General features: G+C 39.0%; 1 protein-coding gene. It reads left to right on the top strand.

The window, feature by feature from the left end; genetic code table 11:
* Positions 1-285: 285 nt before the first annotated feature.
* Positions 286-1,250: peptide chain release factor 3 (locus tag WFK35_RS22805; protein ID WP_336734929.1), on the top strand; the 965-nt coding region annotated here is incomplete at its 3' end.

Genomic DNA, 1,250 nt, shown 5'->3' with positions numbered 1-1,250 from the left:
TCCTACGGATTGATTTGGGGATTTATTCTTATTTCTACACAGATTCTGCTCCTAAAGGAGCAAACTCTCTTACTTCAAACAACTTCAAAATAAAAAATCAAAGATTTTTAAAACTAATGGGTTCTTTTACGTACAAAGAATTTCATCTTAAGTTACCAATGTGTTATAATCTTTTGTGAGTTTGTGGTTAAATAAAATTCAGGTTTTTTCGTGTAAAAATTTGTGTTTAAACAAAATTTTCAGGATTCGACAAAATTCCCGATTTTTGCAACTTCAAAATACGATATGTCAGACTTAATCAAAGAAATAGAAAAAAGAAAAACCTTCGGAATTATCTCTCACCCGGATGCCGGAAAAACCACTCTTACGGAAAAGCTTTTGCTTTTCGGGGGTGCAATTCAGGAAGCGGGTGCGGTAAAATCCAACAAAATAAAAAAGGGAGCGACCTCCGATTTCATGGAAATTGAAAGACAGAGAGGGATCTCCGTGGCAACTTCGGTATTGGCTTTTGAATACAGAAACCACAAAATCAACATTCTGGATACTCCCGGTCACAAGGATTTTGCAGAAGATACGTACAGAACTTTAACGGCGGTTGATTCTGTAATCGTGGTGATCGACGTTGCAAAAGGGGTTGAGGAACAGACGGAAAAGCTTGTTCAGGTTTGTAGAATGAGAAATATTCCGATGCTGGTTTTCATTAATAAGCTTGACCGTGAAGGTAAGGATGCTTTCGATTTGCTGGATGAGGTGGAACAGAAGTTAGGATTAACGGTTTGTCCACTTTCTTTGCCAATTGGTATGGGAGCTGACTTTCAGGGAATTTACAATATCTGGGAAAACAATATCCAGTTGTTTTTGGAAGAGAAGAAACAGAAGGTGGGTGAAGCGATAAAGTTTGACAATATTAATGATCCTTCAATTGATGAAGTGATCGGCGAAAAAGCGGCTGCTACTTTAAGAGAGGAACTGGATCTGGTTCAGTCGGTTTATCCTGAATTCAACCGTGAAGATTATATGAAGGGGGATTTGCAGCCTGTTTTCTTTGGTTCGGCTTTGAATAATTTCGGAGTTCGTGAGTTGCTGGATGCTTTTATTGATATCGCACCGATGCCACAACCAAAGGAAAGTGATACGCGTATTGTAAAGCCTGAAGAAAATGGTTTTACAGGATTCGTTTTCAAGATCCATGCGAACATGGATCCGAAGCACAGGGACAGACTGGCTTTCGTGAAAATTGTTTCGGGAAC

This window comes from Chryseobacterium sp. VD8, from assembly GCF_037149975.1.
GTDB lineage: Bacteria > Bacteroidota > Bacteroidia > Flavobacteriales > Weeksellaceae > Chryseobacterium > Chryseobacterium indicum.
Note: the sequence above shows the minus strand (reverse complement) of the source record. Positions and strands in the feature narration are given on the sequence as shown.